Annotated in this window: 12 protein-coding genes; 5 read left to right on the plus strand and 7 right to left on the minus strand. The window is 73.7% G+C overall.

Annotation, left to right across the window (positions count from 1 at the left end):
- The first annotated feature begins 186 nt into the window (after positions 1 to 186).
- Both WMF33_RS13610 and arfB read left to right on the plus strand, forming a co-directional pair.
- Positions 187 to 3063, plus strand: coding sequence for a DUF2169 domain-containing protein (locus WMF33_RS13610; RefSeq protein ID WP_437337540.1), 2877 nt, complete (start codon positions 187 to 189; stop codon positions 3061 to 3063).
- Between the two features lie 167 nt (positions 3064 to 3230).
- A complete protein-coding gene (arfB, locus tag WMF33_RS13615) occupies positions 3231 to 3659 on the plus strand; it encodes an alternative ribosome rescue aminoacyl-tRNA hydrolase ArfB (protein WP_437337541.1) in 429 nt (142 codons plus the stop codon).
- Positions 3660 to 3669: 10 nt separating this feature from the next.
- Here arfB and WMF33_RS13620 read toward each other — a convergent pair whose 3' ends face one another.
- Both WMF33_RS13620 and WMF33_RS13625 read right to left on the minus strand, forming a co-directional pair.
- A complete protein-coding gene (locus tag WMF33_RS13620) occupies positions 3670 to 4638 on the minus strand; it encodes a Uma2 family endonuclease (RefSeq protein ID WP_437337542.1) in 969 nt (322 codons plus the stop codon).
- A 70-nt stretch (positions 4639 to 4708) separates the two neighbouring features.
- Positions 4709 to 5218: an NUDIX hydrolase gene (locus WMF33_RS13625; RefSeq protein WP_437337543.1), complete on the minus strand. Its 510-nt coding sequence runs from the start codon at positions 5216 to 5218 to the stop codon at positions 4709 to 4711.
- Positions 5219 to 5449: 231 nt separating this feature from the next.
- On the opposite strand from WMF33_RS13625, the gene WMF33_RS13630 reads away from it, so the two are divergent.
- Positions 5450 to 6445: an AraC family transcriptional regulator gene (locus WMF33_RS13630; RefSeq protein WP_437337544.1), complete on the plus strand. Its 996-nt coding sequence runs from the start codon at positions 5450 to 5452 to the stop codon at positions 6443 to 6445.
- 20 nt (positions 6446 to 6465) lie between these two features.
- Here WMF33_RS13630 and WMF33_RS13635 read toward each other — a convergent pair whose 3' ends face one another.
- Entirely contained in the window at positions 6466 to 7851 is a 1386-nt protein-coding gene (locus WMF33_RS13635) for a lipase family protein (protein ID WP_437337545.1), read from the minus strand.
- Positions 7852 to 8289: 438 nt separating this feature from the next.
- On the opposite strand from WMF33_RS13635, the gene WMF33_RS13640 reads away from it, so the two are divergent.
- Positions 8290 to 9258 (plus strand): hypothetical protein, encoded by a 969-nt coding sequence (locus tag WMF33_RS13640; RefSeq protein WP_437337546.1) that lies wholly within the window; start codon positions 8290 to 8292, stop codon positions 9256 to 9258.
- A gap of 6 nt (positions 9259 to 9264) precedes the next feature.
- On the opposite strand, the gene WMF33_RS13645 is transcribed toward WMF33_RS13640, so the two are convergent.
- The 4 genes from WMF33_RS13645 to WMF33_RS13660 form a co-directional block, all read right to left on the minus strand.
- Positions 9265 to 10089 carry a hypothetical protein gene (locus tag WMF33_RS13645; protein ID WP_437337547.1) on the minus strand — a complete coding sequence of 275 codons (825 nt, stop codon included), beginning with the start codon at positions 10087 to 10089 and terminating at the stop codon, positions 9265 to 9267.
- Positions 10090 to 10133: 44 nt separating this feature from the next.
- Positions 10134 to 11180, minus strand: a complete 1047-nt coding sequence (locus WMF33_RS13650) for a nicotinamidase (protein WP_437337548.1) — start codon at positions 11178 to 11180, stop codon at positions 10134 to 10136.
- Between the two features lie 57 nt (positions 11181 to 11237).
- Positions 11238 to 13154 carry a hypothetical protein gene (locus WMF33_RS13655; RefSeq protein ID WP_437337549.1) on the minus strand — a complete coding sequence of 639 codons (1917 nt, stop codon included), beginning with the start codon at positions 13152 to 13154 and terminating at the stop codon, positions 11238 to 11240.
- 66 nt (positions 13155 to 13220) lie between these two features.
- The gene (locus WMF33_RS13660) at positions 13221 to 14084 is read right to left on the minus strand and encodes a protein phosphatase 2C domain-containing protein (protein WP_437337550.1); all 864 of its coding nucleotides are present in this window, start codon (positions 14082 to 14084) and stop codon (positions 13221 to 13223) included.
- Between the two features lie 388 nt (positions 14085 to 14472).
- Between WMF33_RS13660 and WMF33_RS13665 the strand changes: the two genes are divergently transcribed.
- On the plus strand, positions 14473 to 14841 hold the full coding sequence (locus WMF33_RS13665; protein WP_437337551.1) for a carboxypeptidase-like regulatory domain-containing protein: 369 nt from the start codon (positions 14473 to 14475) through the stop codon (positions 14839 to 14841).
- Positions 14842 to 14848: the final 7 nt, after the last annotated feature.

Consider the following 14848-nt stretch of genomic DNA (forward strand, 5'->3'; position numbering starts at 1 on the left):
AAGCGGAACGCGGAAACGAGACGCGGTCGGCGCGGCCGGGGCCCGGGTGTGGGCTGGCCCGCGCCAGCCCCGAAGCGCTCCGCAGGAAAGCGGCGCCGCGCGGTGTCGCTTCGTGCCTCGATCGGGCGCGGACCGAGGCAGCCCGCCACGGCTCGCGCTTGTCGTCCGCGGGGCGGCGGGCTTAGAGTGGACGCTCGCCCTCGCGTCTGCCTCGCCGGGCCCGATCCGCCGCACGTGACCTCGCCGTGGCCTGTCCAAGTCGTCGCGCTGAACGCCGTCTCGTGCGGCTCGGTGCTGTGGCAGGCCGGGAGCGCGCAGCGGGTCACGGTCATCGTCAAGGCCACGCTGGCCCTCGCGCACAATCGCCTCGCCTGGCCCGTCGCGCCGCTTCCGATCGTGCGCGAGGACCGTCACGGGCCCTCGGGCTCGCTCGAGGCGGCGAGCGAGGTCGCGCCGTACCTGCCGAGCGTGGGGGTGGTGCTGACCGGCCACGCTTACGCGCCGGGCGGGCAGCCGATCGCGACGATGATCGCCCGGTTGGCGATCTACCGCGGGGAGGCGCGCCTGCTCGACAAGCGGCTCAAGATCGTCGGGGATCGCGCCCCCGTCCCGCCGTGGAGATCGCAGCCGTTCCAGCGGATGCCGCTCGTCTACGAGCGCGCCTTCGGCGGGCCCGGCGTGCCCGAGAACCCCGTGGGGGTCGGCGCCGCGTCCAGCGCCGCGCCGGCGCTGCCGAACCTGCTCGACCCCGTCCAGCCCACGCGGCCGGCCGGGATGGGGCCGATCTCGCCGCGGTGGCCCGCGCGGCAGCGGCTGCTCGGCGGCGCGGAGCCGCGGGGGGGCGAGCCGCAGCAGGCCGGGCCGATGGCGGGCTTCGACTGGCGTTATTTTCACGCCGCGCCGCCCGATCAGCAGCTGCCGTTCCTGCACGGGGACGAGTGGCTCGTGCTCGACGGGCTGCACCCCGAGCTGCCGCGGGTGCAGACGCAGCTCCCCGCGGCGCGGGCGCTGGCGCGCCGCTATCCAGCGGGCGGGGGCGGGCAGGGGCAGCCCGTCGATCTGGCCGCCGACACGCTCGTCATCGATGTGGATCGCCAGATCTGCTCCATCGTGTGGCGCGGCAGCTTCGCGCTCGAGCGCGCCGAGGAGGGGGCGTCGATCCGGGTGTGCGCCGGCCTCGAGATGCCGGGCCATCCGCTCTCGTGGCCCAGCCTGGAGCAGGCCGCGCCTTCGCCGCACGACCGACCGAGCGCGCCGAGCGATCTCGGCGCGACGCTCCCCGTCGGCGGCGCGTCGAGGCCGAGCGCGCCGGGCGATCTCGGCACGACGCTCCCCGTCGGCGGCGCGTCGAGGTCGAGCGCGCCGGTGCTGCCGTTCTTGCCGAGCCCAGCAGCCCAGGCGCAGGCCTGGCCCGCCGCGAGCGCCGCGCGGGAGTCGCGGCCGTCGCGGTGGTCGGGCGCCACCCTCGTGGACGAGGAGACGCGGATGCAGGACCCGGCGGAGCTGGCGATGCAGCTGCAGGCGCCGCTCGCGCCGTTCGCGCTGGCGCCGCCCGGGTCGCCCGCGCAGCCGGCCGCGCCCATCCCGGGAGCGCCGTGGGCTCCCCCGGAGCCCGCGCTGCAGCCCAGGCCCGCCGCGCTGCTCCGGCCGATGGACGAGAGCGCGACCGCGCTCGTCGGCCTCGATCCGCCGGACGCGCAGGAGGTCGTGCCGGAGACCGAGGACGCGCCTGTGCCGCTGCGGCCATCGGCAGCTGGGTCGGCCGGGAGCACGCCGGCCGGAGAGGGCGCTCCGCCGGCGGTGGAGGCGCCGCGGGTGGTGGCGGCGGTGGAGGCGCCGCCGGCGGTCGCGCCTCGAGCCGCCGATCCGCCGGCGGCCGGCGTCGTGGCGCCCCCGGACCCCGCAGGCGCCGCCGGCGCGGCACCGTCCGCGGGCGCCGCTGCCGTGGACCCCGCGGACGAACGCCTGCGGGCCGAGGTGATCGCGCGGCTGCGGGCCGGCGAGCTGCTCGGAGGGCTCGAGCTCGCGCACGCGGACCTGAGCGGGCTCGACCTGAGCGGCGCCTCGCTGTCCGCGCTCGATCTCCAGGGCGCGAGCCTGCGCGGGAGCAAGCTCGCCGGGGCGCGCCTCGCCGACGCGAAGCTCGTCGGCGCGGATCTCGGCGGGGCAGACCTCTCGGGCGCGGATCTGACCCGCGCCGACCTGTCGCGCGCCGTGCTGGAGGGCGCGCGGCTCGACGGCGCCACGCTGCACGAGGCGATCCTCGCCTCGGCCCGCGGCGCAGGGGCGAGCCTCGCGGCCGTGACCGGCGCGCGGGCGAGCTTCGCGCGGGGAGTCTGGGACAGCGCCTCGTTCGAGGGCGCGGACCTGCTCGCCCCCAACCTCTCCGGCGCCTCGCTCGGGGCAGCGCGGTTCACGGGCGCGTCGCTCCCGGAAGCCCGCCTCGACGACGCGCGCGGCGCCGGCGCCGCGTTCGACCGGGCCAGGCTGGGGAACGCGCGCGCGCCGAGCGCGGAGCTCACGGGGTGCTCGTTCCAGGATGCGGCCGCGCCCGGATCGGTCTGGCAGGGCGCAAAGCTCGACGGTTCGCGCTTCGCGGGCGCCGACCTGACCGGCGCCGACCTGTCGCGCACGAGCTGCGCGTCGTCGGTCTTCGCGGGCGCTGACCTGACGGGCGCCAACCTGCAGCGCGCCCAGGGGAACGGCGCCGATCTCGAGGGCGCTCGCCTGACCGGCGCGGATCTGCGGCAGGCGCGGCTCGCGGAGGCGCGCTTCGACGGCGCGTCGCTCGGTCGGGTGATCGCCCACCGCGCCGATCTCGGCGGCTGCCGCCTCGTGCGCGCCGATCTCTCGGGCGCGAACCTGCGCGCCAGCCGGATGCGCGGGGCCGACCTCTCCTTCGCCCGGCTCGATGGGGCGGACCTGCGCGACGCGGAGCTCGACGGGGCGAACGTCTACGGGGCTTCGCGGCAAGGCGCGAAGCTGAGCAAGCGCGACGAGGCGCGGCTCGTCGAGGTCCCGCCCCGGTCGGGGGATCCCGGCGGCGAGGCCGCGGGGAGCTGACGCTCCACCGGGAGCCGGCGCCCCGGGGGCGGCCGACGCTCTCGCGGCGCGCAGCGACGCTCTCGCCGCCGACAGCCTGCGCTGCGCTCTCGCCGCGGGCCGGCGCGTGCTACGCGTCAGGTGCCCCGCGCGGCGCTCACGCCCGCCGCGGGGAGGAGCGAGCCGCCGTGTCCCACCCCCTCGTCGTCAACGATGCGCTGACCGCCCCGGCCGCGCTCCTCAGCTGGAGCGCCGTGCGCGCGTCGGGGCCCGGCGGCCAGAACGTCAACAAGGTCGCCTCCAAGGTCGAGCTGCGCTTCGACTTCGCCGCATGGCCGGAGCTCGACGAGGGCGCCAAGGCGCGGCTGCGCGCGCTGGCGCGCGGCCGCCTCGACGCCGAAGGGCGGCTGCTCATCGTGAGCCAGTTGACGCGCGATCAGCAGCGCAACCTGGACGACGCGCGCGAGAAGCTGCGCGCGCTGATCCTGCGCGCGCTCGAGGTGCCGGCGCTGCGGAGGCCGACGCGGCCGACGCGGGCGTCGAAGGCGAGGCGGCTCGACGACAAGCGGCGCACGAGCGAGAAGAAGCTCGTGCGCCGCAGCGGGGGCGCCGACTGACGGCCGCCCCTCAGCGCTTGCGCCGGGTGCCCGCGACGACCTCGGCCGCCGTCGCCGCGGTGGCCGCGCGCTTGAGCCATCGACGCAGCTTGCTCGGGTCGTCGCAGCCGGCGATCGTGCGCGCCACCTTGGCCGGCACGGCGACCCCGCGCGCCTGGAGCACCGTGGTGATGGCATCCTGCGCCATCCGGATCTCGCCGAGCAGCGCGCCGCGCGCCTCTCCGCGCGCCTCGCCGAGCGCCACGCCGCGCGCCTCGCCGAGCGCCACGCCGCGCGCTTCGCCGCGCGCCTCGCCGAGCGCCACGCCGCGCGCTTCTCCGCGCGCCTCGCCCTCTGCGAGCGCCGCCTCGAGCGCGGGCACGCGCTTCTGGAGCAGCGCGCGGGCCACGGCGTCGTCCGAGGACGCGGCGTCGAGCAACGCCTGGAGCGGCAGCGGGCGCACGAGGCACGGGTCCTCGATGACCGCATCCTTCGGGAGCGTCCGCCAGCCATCGGTCTCGCGCGACCATTCGAGCACCCGATGCTGCTTCACCAGGATGCAGAACACCCGCCGCACGCCTCGATCGACCAGCCGGCGCGCCTTGCTGGTCGGAACGGCGAGGGCCTGCTTGTCGCTGACCTCGAAGGCCAGCTCCTCCAGCCGCCGGTGGCCCCCCCGGTCGGGCTTCTGCGCGAAGACGCTGGCGTCGGGCGCGTAATCGCTACCCTCGTCGGCCCGGGTGAGCATGTCGACGGCGCCCCGGTAGCCCGGGGCGACGTGGGCGCCGAGGACATAGGTCAGATCGAAGTGCTGCGTCGCGTGCGGCGTGTCGGCCGGGGCGGCGAAGATCTCGGCGCCGTCGAGGTACTCCACCCGCGTCTCGGGCGGGGCCAGCCGGTCGTCGACGTGCGGGCGCGCCCTGGACGAGGGCGCCTTCAGCGTGCGGCCGGACGCGTCTGCGCCGGGAGCGAGGAGGACGTGGTCGTGCCTGCTGCCCATGCGCTCCAGCATAGCCCAGCCGGCGCCCGGCAGGGCTCGCGACGCCCGCGACGCAGGAGGCGGGCGCGGATCAGGCGTTCGCCCTCACACAGCCCAGCTCGTACAGCCCCATCCACCCGACCTCCGGATCCGTGCAGGCGCCCTCCCTGAGCTGCGCGACGAAATCCTCGATCGGCTTCTCGATCACGTCGATGAACTCGGTCTCGTCGAGCGCCTGCGCCCCCCCGCGCACGCAGTCCACGGCCAGGAACGCGTGGCGCTCGATGGTCGAGTAGGCGCACTCCAGCGGGCGTCCGAGCGGCAGGAGCCGCCCGGCGACATACCCGGTCTCCTCGAGCAGCTCGCGCGCGGCCGCGTCCTCCGGCGTCTCGCCCGGCTCGACGCCGCCGCCGGGGAGCTCGTCGAGGATCCGATCGGGGCCGGGCCTGTACTGGCGCGCCAGGATCACCCGCTCCTCGCGGGAGATGGCGAGGACGCAGACGACCCGCCCCTCCTTCTTGAGCGAGAACGTGCGGATCTGCCCGTCCGGGAGCTCGAAGGTGACGTCCTCGATCCTCCGCCACGGCGAGTGCTGGGTCACGCGCCGCTCCAACGCTCTCCACCGCACGACCGCCATCGGAAACCACCTCGGAGCCCCGCGCGCGCCGCCGCCGCCGCGAGGCGATGAGGGCCGCGGGACGGGCACGGCTACCAGGCGTCGCCGCGGACGGCAAGGGGAGGGGAGAGCTTCCGCGCGCCGGCCTCGCCCCCGCGCGACGGCGCGCCGCCGTGATGGCAGGCGCAAGATCGGATACGACAGGGAGCGAGCGCCATGGGCCCCACCGGCTGCATCAAGGCCATCCGACTCTGCGTCCTCACCGCGTCGCGCGCCGGCGTCGATCCGCGCGAGGCCCTCGCGGTCGCCGGCGTCGACCCCGCCCTGCTCGAGGACCCCACCGCCCGCGTCCCCCACGACACCGTCGTCCGCGCGTGGACCCGCGTCCCCGAGCTCGCGCGCGACCCGGCGTTCGGCCTGCACGCGGCCGAGCTGCTCGTCGGCCAGCTGTTCGACGTCGTCGATTTCGTCACCGACCAGTGCGCCACCGTGCGCGAGGCGATCGGCTGCATGCTGCGCTATCAGCGCCTGATCCACGACGCCTTGGACGTGCGGCTCACCGTGGATGGCGCGCGGGCCCGCGTCTCGCAGCGCTTCTCGGCCGCCGTCGCGCCGCCGCAGCTCTCGAGCTTCATCGTGGGCCTGTGGGTCCTGCGCGCCCGCGCCCTCACCGGCCTCTCCTTCACGCCGCACCGGATCACGCTCGCCCATCCCGCCCCGCCGGAGCGCGGCGAGTACGACCGCCTCCTCGCCGCGCCGCTCGCCTTCGGCGCGGACGAGAACGCGATCCTCTTCGACGCCGCGTTCCTCGACGCCCCCACGCTGCGGTCGGACCCGGCGCTCGGCGCGGTCCTCCGCCGGCACGCCGACGAGCTGCTCGCCCGCTTGCCGGCCGAGCCGGGCGTGCGCGGCGCCCTCGAGCGCCACCTCCTCGAGGCGCTCGGGCGCGGCGTCCCCGACGTCGGCGCTGCTGCGCGCGCGCTCGGCATGAGCGCGCGGACGCTGCAGCGGAGGCTCGGCGACGAGGGCGAGAGCTACAAGAGCGTCCTCGACGAGGCGCGCCGCAAGCTCGCGATCGCCCACATGCGCGAGCGGGGCCGCACCATCGCCGAGGTCGCGTTCCTGCTGGGCTTCTCCGAGGTGAGCGCCTTCTCGCGCGCGTTCCGCCGCTGGACCGGGCACAGCCCCGCCGCCTACCGCCGCTCCGCCTGACGGCGCGGAGGCGGGCTCGGTCAGTCGAACTCGGTCACCGAGTCCCTCCGCTGGGACACGCGCAGATAGGTGAGCGGCGAGTGGTCGGCCAGCGAGAAGCGCAGCTTGATCCAGTGGAGGAAAGGCAGCTGCTCGATGACGAAGGCCGCGACCCCGAGCGCGAGGCCCAAGGTGGCGGACCAGGTCTGGTTCACCTTCCCGGCGTGCTCGCCCCAGCCGGACCCGTTGGCGCGCAGCTCCTGGCCGAAATGCGAGAACGACCCCGTCGAGATCGGCGGGAGCGACGGCACCACGTCCACCCCGTAGACATGACGGAACAGCTTGTCCCCGAAGCACCGGCCGAGCTTGTCGGCGAACACCTTGTTGCCGACCATCGGCTGCCCGAAGGTGTAGACGCCGCGCAGGCACCCCTGCAGCGCCTGGAGGTCCTCCACCGCGTCTTCCGGAGCCTCGTTGGCCATGAAGAGCTGCGACGCGGCGAGGACCGCCAGCGCGCCGCCCAGGCTGTGGCCGGTGATGTAGAGCGCCTTCAGCTCGGGCTTCTCCGCGCGCTTCGGCCCGGCCTCGCGCGCGCGCAGATGTCCAGCAGCCGCGTGGGGCGCCAGGGCCGCCGACGGCGCGGACGAGGTGCTCTCGTCACACCCGGGCGTCGCGGGGGCGTCCTCCGGCCGCCCTCTGCCGGCGCTCTCCGGAGCGACCTTGTCCAGCAGCCGCTCCCTGGCGTCCTGCACGATGAGCTTCTTGACCGCGCGCACCTCCTCGAGGACCTTGTTGAGCCGCGCCTCGTCGACGCTGCGCACGAGCCCGTCGAGCGTCACCGAGCGGACGGCGGTCCTCTCGATCTCCCGCGAGAGCTCGTCGTCGACGCGGCGCCCGTGGAGCGCGCCCCTCAGCATCACCAGGAGGGGCGACCACACGGCCCGGGCGGCCCGGTAGAAGCCGCCATGCACCGTCCCCGCCGCGTGGAACGGCTCCGGCTTCACGGCCGCGTCCGTCAGCCAGGTGATCACGTTCCTCAGCCTCGTCCCGCGGAAGCAGAGGATCGCCAGCTGTTTGCACGGGCTCTGGACGAGGTATGCGCTTGTGTCGACGAAGAGCTCCTCGTTGGTGAGCGAGACCTCGACGCACGTCGCCCCCTGGAGGCCCCGGCGGCCCATGATCCGGGTGAAGGTGTCGATATCCGAGTACGCCCACGCCGACGCGGTGGCGAGGAGCTGCGCCGCCCGGCTGTCGTACTCCCCCGGCCTGCTCTTGAGCAGGTGCTCGACGATCCCGCGGGCGCTCGGCGCCTCCTGACCGTCGAGCATCGTCTGTTCTCCGGCGCTGCCCCGCGACGCCGTGATGACCCGGGGCCGTCGCGGGACCGCGAACGGCCCATCGCTGCTGTCCGCGCGGTCGGCGCTCACCGTCTCTGCGCGTCCAAGCTCGCGATCGATCTCGGGATTATCACGGTTCGTACAAGCGACCTGAAACCTCATGGCCACCCCCCCATCTCTCCTGTCGATTGCCGGCTGTCGCGGCGAAGGCGCACGTCGCCGCCCGTTTGCGCGATCGAGGCCCTCTGTCGATCCGCGCTCCGCGATCTGCGAGGCACGAGCGCGGCCCAGCAGCGGCGGAGAAGCGGCGCCCACCGTACCACGGCCGCCCCGCGCGCGGTGAGTCGCGATCTGGCTACGGCACCACGCTCTCGGGCGCGTGCTCCCGGGACAGAACAACGGGACAGCGGTGTGGACAGAGGCCCTCGATGCGCCGCTACCCGCGAGCCGTCCTGGCGGCGCGCCCGGTCAACACATTGGCGCCGCCGGTCAAGGACGGGGCGCGCGCTCGTCCTCATCCTCTCCGGCATGACCTACCTCATTCCGAGCCAAGAGCAGGCGCACGCGGGTCTGCGTGCCATCAAGGGCGTCCTCACCTCGGCCGGTCCCCTCGACGGGCCGCGGCGCGACGCGATCGCCGCGGTGCAGCGGCACCTCCTCCACACGGCGCACGACATCGACGCGCTCGCCCCGATCGCGCCCGAGGCGCTCGCGGCCGCCGTCCGCGAGCCCGCGCTCCGCGAGCAGCTCGTGAGCGGCCTCTGCGCGATGACCCTGTGCGGCGAGCGCATCGACGAGCGCGAGCTGCTCGAGGTCGAGCGCTTCGCCGCGGCGCTCGGGGCGCGCCCGCCCGCGGTCCGCCAGCTCCAGCGCCTCTACGAGCGGCGGCTGCTCCTCCTGCGCATCGACATCAGCCGCAACGCGCTGCTCGGCAAGAGCGTGCGGCGCATGCTCGACGAGGGCGGCGTATCCGGGCTCGCCAGGAACCTCGCGAGCTTCGCCGGCCTCCTGGAGAACGAGCCCGTGGCCGCGCGCTACCGGTCCCTCGAGGGGTACCCGGAGGGCACCCTCGGCAAGGCGCTGTTCACCTTCTATCGAGAGAACGGCTTCTCCTTTCCCGGCGAGAAGCGCGGCGTGCCCGAGGGCGTGCTCACCCACGATCTCAGCCACATCATCGCCGGCTACGGCACCGACCTCCGCAGCGAGGCGCTGACGATCGCCTTCCAGGCGGGGTATCGCCGCGAGAACCCGTTCGGCATCCTCGTGTTCCTGCTGGTCCAGCTCCAGCAAGGGATAAAGCTCACGGTGCTCGCGCCGTCGCAGCAGGGGATGCTGGCGACGCCGGGGCTCGCCGACGATCTCGTGCGCTCGTTCGTTCGAGGCACGAAGATGAACATCGACCTGATGGATGACTGGGATTTCTGGTCGGTCATGGACGTGGACGTCGAGGAGCTGCGCCGCCGTTACGGCGTCCTTCCCTGGGCGGCCGCGGCCTGACGCGGCTCACGCGCCGAAGCCGCCGGCGGCCGTCTTCGAGAACGACGCGCCGCCCTGGCTGGCGCGCACCGCCGACTGCGAGAACAGCGCGAACGCCTTGCGGATGTCGGCCGCGTCGCTCTTCGGCGTCAGGATCCAGCGGTCCTCGATCCCCATGTCGCGGAAGACGGCGCGGAAGTCGGTGTTCTTGTCGTCGATGCCGATCGCCGCCACGATGTGGGCCTCGGCGCGGCGCATGTCGCGGACGAGCGCGCACACGTCCTTGGCCTTGGCCCACGTCGATCCCGCGTCGGCGCCGTCCGAGATGATCAGCGTGACCGTGCGCGCCGGGACGCCGCTCAGCGCGAACTCCTGCGCCTTGGCGATCACCGTTCCCAGGAGCACCACCGTCTGGTCGTAGAGCGGCGTGCCGAGCGCGGGGTCGTAGTTCTTCGTGTCCATCTTCACCGCCTGGGCGATCGGGCAATACGGATACAGCACGGTCCCGTTCAGGTAGCGGTTGTGCGCGAGGATGGAGTCGCGCTGCTTCGAGTCGGCGAGGGCGCTCACCACCAGGTTGTGCCCGTCCCGCACCGCCCGGGCGTTGCCGGCGAACTTGATGGATCCCGAGTCGTCGGGCATCACGGTGACGAGCACCACCTCCGACGACGCGACGTCGTCCACCTGCACGCCGAAGCCGGCCTGGATCTGGGCGCCCAGGTCCGTGATGTGCAGCGCCTGCATCGCCTCCGGCGAGAGCGCGCCCTCGTCCCGCGCGGCCTCGAACAGCTGCTCGATGTCGAGCGAGCCACCGCCATTCATCGTCTTACCGTCGTCTTTGCTCATGTTCATCGCCTCTCTTCTCTTCTTCGCTTCACCGGGCGGCCAGCGCCGCGCTAGGCGAGCCAGCGCGCGATCGGGTCGGTGCTCTTCACGAGGTTCATCCCGGCGGCGGCGAACCGGCTCAGCGCCTTGTCCGCCTCGGCCGTGAAGTCGGCGACGAACCCCCCCTTGCCGTCGGGCACCGTGACCGGCGACATGCAGTCCGTCATCACGTAGATCTTCTTCGCGAGCGCGCGATCGGTGAGCGCGATCTCGGTCAGGATGTCCTCGATCGAGCTGCGCACGCAGTGGCTCGCCGCCTGGCCGGCGATGAGCACCGCGTCCGCGTGGAGCAGCGTCTTCAGGAATGCCGTGCTCCGCTGCGCCAGCGGCTGGCCGTCGTGGCGCGTCAGGACCTCGGGCTGCATCACCGAGTAGTTCTCGGTGAGCGGGTTGCCGCCCTTGACCTCCACCCACGACTGCACCCCGCGCGCGAACGCGTGGAACATCCGCGCCTCGTGCACGACGCCCGCGAGCGCGTGGCCGTCGCTGCCGAGGATGCAGTGCGGCGGCCACAGGTACAGCTTGTATTTGCCCGCCTTCTCGAGCTCCTCGCAGTAGTACCGGACCTGCTTCATCAGCCACGGATAGCTCCCGCCGCAGAGCCACCGCGCCACGGCCGGGTTCGGCCGCACCTCCCCCGCGTCGATCTGCGCCGTCGTGATCTCGCGGTGCGCCGTGAGCGGCCGGTCCTCGCGATCCACCCAGAAGGACGGGAAGAAGATCTGGTACGCGAAATGGGTGTCCATCGTGACCGTGACGTTCGTGATGGACGCGAGGTTCTTGTAGATGAACTCGGCGATGCGGCGGCTGTCGTCGACCGCGCCCGTGCCGCTCCTGCCGGCGACGTAGAGCGACCCCTGCGGGAAGCAGAAGTCCTTCTGCACGTCGATGAGCAGGAGGTGCACGTTCCGCGCGTCCGCGGCCGACGGCTTGACGCCGTGCGCCTTCCGCCACGCCGCGGCGGCGCCGTGGAGCGCCGTCTCGTCGGGGTGGTAACCCCACCGCTCGGCGTTCCTCGGATCGTAGAAGGCGGGCAGCGGGAGCTCTGTCGTTATCATGGTCTCTCTCTCCTCTCAAGGGCCCGCGGGAGCGGGCCAATCAGCTCAGAATCGAACTCACGCGATGCGAAGCAAGGTGATCGCCTGCGCGTCGACGACGAACAGGCCCTCTGGCCCGACGAGCAGCCGGGAAGCCTGGGTGACGAACGGCTCGGTGCCGGGGAACTGCCGCGTCTCCACGAGCGCTCCCCCTCGGACCTCGACGCGGACGACGCCGCCGTCGGTCGCCGAGAGCAGGAAGCCGGACGCCGCGCACTTGCCCGTGAGCGCCCCGAGCCACGAGCCGCCGCCCCCTTCGCCGTCGGCGACCGCCTCGACCGCGCCGTCCTCGCCCACGACGATGCACCGGTGCACCGTCCGGCCGGCCAGCTCGGCCGCGAGGAAGAGCCACGCGCGCCCGCGGCCGGCGCGCGGCGCCGCCCCGTCGAACACGCAGGTGGCCGAGGTGAGCTCGCCGCCGGGGAAAGGCAGCTTGATCGTGTCCTTGAGGCCCGGCCGCTCGGCGTCGAAGACGAACGCGATCGAGACGTTCCCGGCCCGGTAGAAGCCGAGCCCGAAGCGGGGACCGACCCAGAACACCGTTTGCCCGGCGAGGACATCGCCCATCGCGACGGCGCCCGCCTCGCCCGACAGCGCGGCGGCGCCCGGCCTGCCGCTGCGCAGGAGCTTGCCGCCACGGGTCCAGTAGCGGGCGCGCTCGTTGACGCCGAACGCGGGGCTCGTCCCCAGGCAGTCCACCGGGATCCGCTCGGGCGGCGCTCCCGGCGAGAGCACCACGAGCTCGCCGGCGCGGCCGATCAGCGTCGCCCGCCCTTGCACCGCGAACCGCATCGCGGGGTGGGGCGCGCCGGACAGGACGACCGACCCGTCCTCCCGCAGGAACCGCCCGCCCTCGTGCACGAGATAAGCGAGCCCGCCCGGCCCGGCGGACGCGGCGAGGATCACCCCGCGCGTGCTCAGGAGCCGCGTCGCGAGCACCTCGCCGTGGACCACCGTCGACGCCTTGACGGCGGCCGGCGCCGCGCCCGCGCAGGTCGGACAGGCAGGGCGCGCGTGCTCGACGCCGCACGACGCGCACCGCGCCCACGCGAGCCCCTCGAGCAGCCGGCGCGGGAAGACGCCGCGCTCATCCTTGACGAAGACGCGGTACAGCGCGTCGAGGAGATCGTCGGGCAGCACGCGGTACGGGATCGCCGGCTTCGGATACCGCACCTCGCGGTCGAACACGGTGATGCGGCGGAGCGGCCTCGCGCACTCGGGCACGCGCGCCGCCGCGGACCGCGGCCGGAAGACGCCGCCATAAGGCCCGACGCAGAGCAGGCTCTGCATGACCATCACGGCGAACGCGTACCAGTCGGAGTCCGGCGAATAAGGCCTCCCCAGCGCCGGCCGGGGCAGGGAAGGGTCGCAGAGCAGCGGATCGACGAAGCGCTCGGTGAACACCTGGCACAGGAACGGGCCGAACTGGAAGCTGTCGGCGTCGATGACGAACGCCTCGCCGCCGGCGACGAGGACGTTGAGATCGTTGAAGTCGCCGATCACCACGCCCCGGCCGTGGATCGCCTCCACGGTCCGGTGGAGCCCCGCGAGCACCTCGGAGACCGCGGCCGACGAGAGCCCGCCGTGGCGCATCGACGGCTCGCCGTACCGCAGGAGCGGCTCGGCGCCCCGCACGAGGCGCATGGCGTAGCCCACGATGCGCTTCTTCGATCGGTCGGTCGCGAGCTCGACGGGCGCGATCACCTGGGCGGGCAGCGCGCCGGGGAAGGCGCGCAGCTTGTCCTGGTGGCGCTCGATGCGGTCCTGGGCGGCGCGCTGCTCGGCGTCCTGTCCGGCGTAATCCGGGTGATCGGGCGTCTTCCAGACCTTGAGCGCGCGGCCGTCGCCGAGGTCGAACACGTCCGCCTCTCCGCCCTTGCCGATCGAGGCGCGAGGGTCGAGCCGAACCCGCTTTGCACCGAGATAAACGTCCACCTTCGCCTCCTCCGGGCGTACGAAAAATCGTGTTGTCCCCCTCGCGAAGTCGCGCAGGGCCGCGGGTCAATCGCGCGCGCTCTCGGCCCTCCGCACGACGACGAGCGTCGTGTCGTCGCGCAGCAGCCCGCCCTCGCGCTCCATCCGCTCTTCCTTCCACACCGGCCGCGTCACCGCGCGGTTGATGAGCGCGAGCCGCCGCCTCACCGCGTCCGGGTTGGCGAACATGCGATCGTCCTCCCAGAACCTGGAGAGCGGGCCGACCGCGCCGCCGCCGCCCGGGATCTGCCGGCACGACGACTCCAGGAGATCGAGCGCGCCGTCGGTGCCGAGCAGGGCAGTCTGGAGCCCGCTCGACGGGAAGGCGCGGTGCACCGTGAAGCGCGGCGCCTCTCCGCCCGGCGGGCGATCGAGCAAGCCATACGCGAGGTACGGGGGCTCGTTCCGCGGGAAAGGGCCGAGCCGCAGGAGCTCATCGCCGAGGGCGATCAGGCCGTCGCCGAGGGAGAACGCGCACGCCCTGCCCCCGGAGACGGCGAGGCCGACCACGGTGAAGAGGAAGTAGGTCGACACGACCTCGGCGAGGCTCCCGCCCATGCCGGCCGCCATCGCCCGGAGCGGCGCGAGCGCCCCGCGCCGCACCTCTTCCCAGGTCTCCGGCGACTCGACATCTCCGCCGCGCCGGAGCGCGCCGAGGACCTGCTCGGTCACGAGCCGGGCCCCGAGCGCCGCGCCCACCTCGCTGCGCGCGCCGCTGCCGCAGCCGTCGCAGACCACCGCGGCCAGACAGCCGCCCTCGGCCCGGAAGGCATAGGCGTCCTGGTTGGGCCGCCCCACCGCGAGGTGGTCCGTCCCGGTCACCGTGCCGCCGGCGACCTCGAAGCGCGATCCCCCTCCGAGGTCAGCCGGGAAAGCGGCCTCGCATGTCATACTGGTCCCTTCTGCGCCCGTCCCAGGGCGCGCTGCCGACCGGACGTGGACGACGCGGCCGAGCGGGCCGTCGGATCCCGACGTGGGAGGTCCACGGTCGATGCCGGCCGCGGGGGCGCGCACGCGGCGCGCCCTCGGCTGTGTGTTCAACGTACACTAAGCATGGTGTCGAATGAACACTATGTCAACCCCGATCGCCCGAGGGCGGCCTGTGCGAGCCAGGTGCGAAATGCCCGGGGGCGCGTATACTCCCCTGCGGACCCTGGCGCGGGTCGACTCGCTGGCGCGGACGGGCGACGATGGCCGCGAAGGCGAGGTCGCTGGAGCAAGGCCCCATGAAAACCCGCCATGTCCGTTCTAGGCCAGCGTCATCTCCGGAGGAGCTACCATGGGTTCTCAAGTCTGGTGTGCGTTGCGGAGCGCGTGCATGGCCGCCTTGGCGGCGGCAGCGCTCGTCGGGTGCGACCCGGGGATCGATGTCTCCGGCGTCGTGCGTGACGCGGCGGGCAATCCGATCATGGGCGCGGAGGTCACGGTGACGTGCCCTGAGGCGCGCCTCGACGACAAGGCGTCCACCGACGCTTCGGGGCACTTCGAGGTGCCCTCGAAGATCGGCTGCCTGGAGCTCGAGTGCAAGGTGTCGATTCGAGCTCCAGATGGCAAGGCGAAGGACTACATGGTCCGCGATCACTGCAAGGACAGGAAATATCAATGCGGCGCAGCGTGCAATGTCGTCACGCTGGACGCCGTCCTGTGACGCCGCC

The sequence above is a fragment of the Sorangium sp. So ce394 genome (assembly GCF_051474665.1).
Lineage (GTDB): Bacteria > Myxococcota_A > Polyangia > Polyangiales > Polyangiaceae > Sorangium > Sorangium cellulosum_D.

Bases quoted from the DNA above. Each gene is read 5' to 3' on its own strand.
- WMF33_RS13620 (WP_437337542.1), bottom strand. From the start codon at position 4,638: ATGGGCAGCAGGCACGACCACGTCCTCCTCGCTCCCGGCGCAGACGCG.
- WMF33_RS13630 (WP_437337544.1), top strand. From the start codon at position 5,450: ATGGGCCCCACCGGCTGCATCAAGGCCATCCGACTCTGCGTCCTCACC.
- WMF33_RS13640 (WP_437337546.1), top strand. From the start codon at position 8,290: ATGACCTACCTCATTCCGAGCCAAGAGCAGGCGCACGCGGGTCTGCGT.
- WMF33_RS13645 (WP_437337547.1), bottom strand. From the start codon at position 10,089: ATGAACATGAGCAAAGACGACGGTAAGACGATGAATGGCGGTGGCTCG.
- WMF33_RS13650 (WP_437337548.1), bottom strand. From the start codon at position 11,180: ATGATAACGACAGAGCTCCCGCTGCCCGCCTTCTACGATCCGAGGAAC.
- WMF33_RS13660 (WP_437337550.1), bottom strand. From the start codon at position 14,084: ATGACATGCGAGGCCGCTTTCCCGGCTGACCTCGGAGGGGGATCGCGC.
- WMF33_RS13665 (WP_437337551.1), top strand. From the start codon at position 14,473: ATGGGTTCTCAAGTCTGGTGTGCGTTGCGGAGCGCGTGCATGGCCGCC.